This is a genomic window from Streptosporangium minutum, from assembly GCF_002149035.1.
Taxonomy (GTDB): domain Bacteria; phylum Actinomycetota; class Actinomycetes; order Streptosporangiales; family Streptosporangiaceae; genus Streptosporangium; species Streptosporangium minutum.
On record NZ_NGFP01000451.1, the window covers coordinates 1 to 2,923 of the forward strand.

The 2,923-nt window shown below is 72.8% G+C and carries 3 protein-coding genes; 2 read left to right on the plus strand and 1 reads right to left on the minus strand.

Features of this window, described 5'->3' with window-relative positions; all coding sequences use genetic code 11:
• On the minus strand, positions 1–976 hold a 976-nt coding region (locus tag CA984_RS43420), incomplete at its 3' end, for a sensor histidine kinase (RefSeq protein WP_086579095.1).
• Between the two features lie 76 nt (positions 977–1,052).
• On the opposite strand from CA984_RS43420, the gene CA984_RS43425 reads away from it, so the two are divergent.
• Together CA984_RS43425 and CA984_RS43430 are read left to right on the plus strand one after the other, a co-directional pair.
• Entirely contained in the window at positions 1,053–1,769 is a 717-nt protein-coding gene (locus CA984_RS43425; protein ID WP_086579096.1) for a response regulator, read from the plus strand.
• A 108-nt stretch (positions 1,770–1,877) separates the two neighbouring features.
• Positions 1,878–2,906: a glycerophosphodiester phosphodiesterase family protein gene (locus CA984_RS43430; protein ID WP_086579097.1), complete on the plus strand. Its 1,029-nt coding sequence runs from the start codon at positions 1,878–1,880 to the stop codon at positions 2,904–2,906.
• The last annotated feature ends 17 nt before the right edge of the window (positions 2,907–2,923 follow it).

Sequence of the window (2,923 nt, forward strand, 5' to 3'; positions counted from 1 at the left end):
CCATGCTGACGGTGACCCGGCCGGTGTCCTGCTCCACCCGCAGATCCAGTCGGGTACCCGGTCCGCCGTGCCGCAGGGCGTTGGTGGACGCCTCACCGATCAGCCGGTGCACGACCGCGAGCACCGGGGCGGGCAGGCCGGCCAGACCTTCGGGCAGCGCCGCCGACAGGTCGAGACCCGCGGCACGGAGCTGGTCGAGGCGTTCGGCGAGGTCGTCCGCGGACGCCGACATCTCCCGGCTGTCCAGCTCGGCGATGGCGCCACGGACCTCGGCGAGCGCGTCGCGGCCGGCGCCGAGGACGCGGTCGACGCGGTCGACGTCCACGGGCTCCAGGCGTGCGGTGGATCGCAGCGCCTCCGTCTGTATGAGCATGACCGTGACGGTGTGGGCCAGCGTGTCGTGCAGTCGGCGGGCCAGACGCTCCCGGTCAGCCGCCGCCGCCAGCTCCGCGTCGGCGATCCGCTGTTCGAGACGGAGCCGGGTGCTCTCCGCGACGAGCGCCGTACGCTCCCGCAGGTGGCGGCTGCGCTCGGCGCCCGCCAGCCAGGCGACCGCGGACGCGGCGACGGCCGGCAGCACACCCTCGACCAGGTCGCGATGGAGCGTGCCCGCGGCGGCGACGACGACGGCGGTCAGGCCGCACAGGCCCCACCGGACCACCGCCGACCGGCTCGCCGCCGCCGTGTAGATCGCCAGTAGGACCGGCATGTAGCCGGCCGTACGCGACATTCCCATCGACATGTGCGCCGCGGTGGCCAGGCCGACCACGCCCAGCACCGCGCCGGGGGCGCGTCGCCGCCAGGCCAGCGGCAGGGTCTGGGCGACGGCGAGCAGCGGCGAGACCGTCATCCCGCCGAAGACGAACAGTCCGGCGAGAGAGACGCCGAGCGCCGCGTCCACCACGTACTGCCAGCGGACCCTGACCCATCGCACCACGTCCGCCACGTACTGCCGGCGGACCCGCGCCCACCGCACCGCACCGCACCGATACGCCGGCAACTTCGCCTTGCTCCCCGCCATCGTGTTCCCGCCTCGACATAGCATCGGGCAGATGATCCGGTTAGTCATCGTCGACGATCACGCGCTGGTCCGGGAGGGTCTGTCCCTCATCCTCGGCGGCGAGCCGGACATCGACGTGGTCGGGCAGTTACCGGACGGGCCGGCGCTGCTCGATTTCCTCGATCGCACGCAGGATCCCATCGACGTCGTCCTGCTGGATCTGTATCTGCCCGGGATAGACGGTACGCGAGTGCTGTCCCTGCTCCGCGGCCGGTTTCCGGAACTCCGTACACGAGTGCTGATACTGACCGCGGTGGGCCGCGTGGCGGACATCCAGCGGGCGCTCGCCGCGGGGGCGGACGGCTTCGTGCTCAAGGACGCCACCGGTGCCGAGGTGGCCGCCGCCGTGCGGGGAGCGCACGGCGGGGTCACCACCCTCAGCGCCACGGCGGCCGAGGTGCTGTGGCCCCGGGGGCGGAGCGGGACCGGCCCCGGCCGTCCGGCCGCGCCCGCCGGTCCTCCCGGGACCCCCGACACCGGCGCCGGATCCGCGGCCGGCGGGGCCGGGTCGCTGACCAGGAGGGAGCGGGAGATCCTCGACCTGCTCGGGCGGGGAATGGCGAACCAGGACATCGCCCGCACCCTCGACCTCGCCGAGCGCACGGTGAAGACGCACGTCAGCAACGTGCTGGCGAAGCTGCAGGTGTCCAGCCGCACCCAGGCGGCCCTGCTCGCCCGCGACCTGCCCCGGATCATCGACCTGCCCTGAAGACCTGCCCTAAAGACGTACCGCGGCTACGTCCTTCGCCGCTTCCCCGGACCCGCCCGCACGGCGATCCTGGCAGTCCTGTCACCGCCATCGGGAAGATCCTCGTCCATGCCCCTGCCCGTCCTCCGCCCGCCCCGGCGACCCCTCAGATCCGTCAGACGTCGGCGCGTCCTCGCCGTCCTGCTGGCGGGTCTGATCGTCGCCGTCTACGCCGGCAACAGCTCATGGCTCGCCGGCGCCGACGGCGGCAGGCCGCTCCTCCTGGCCCACCGGGGCCTGGCGCAGACCTTCGACTTCGCCGGCATCACCAACGACACCTGTACGGCGGAGCGCATCCACCGGCCGGAGCACCCTTACCTGGAGAACACCCTCGACTCGATGCGGGCTGCCTTCGACGCGGGCGCCGACGTCGTCGAGTTCGACGTCCAGATGACCCGGGACGGCCGGATAGCCGTGTTCCACGACGCCACGCTCGAATGCCGGACCGACGGGACGGGCACCGTACGCGAGCACACGCTCGCCGAGCTGCGGCGCCTCGACGCCGGGTTCCGCTACACCTCCGACGGAGGCGCCAGCCACCCGTTCCGGGGCAAGGGCGTGGGCCTCATCCCCGCCATCGAGGATGTCATGGCCGCGTTCGGCGGGCGGGAGCTGCTCATCCACATCAAGAGCAACGAGCCGGCCGACGGCGAGCGGCTCGCCGGCTACCTCGCCACGCTGCCCGGCTCCTGGCTCCCCACGCTCACCGTGTACGGCGGCGACGCACCGGTGGCCGCGCTGGCCGGACGGCTGCCCCAGGTCCGGGTGATGTCGAAGGCCATCATGAAGAGCTGCCTGATCCACTACCTCGCGACGGGCTGGACCGGCCATGTGCCAGACGCCTGTGACAACCGGGAGCTCCATATCCCCGAGGGGTACGGACCGTGGCTGTGGGGATGGCCGCACACGTTCGTCGGCCGTATGCGCGACCACGGCACCCGGGTGATCGTCGTCGCGGGTTCCGGCGACTTCTCGGAGGGCTTCGACAGCGCCGGTGACCTGAACCGGCTGCCCGACGGTTACTCCGGCGGCGTCTGGACCAACCGGATCGACGTCGTCGCCCCCCTCCTCAAGGGGCCCGGTCCCCGGGTCCGCTGACCGTCAAGGGCCATTGC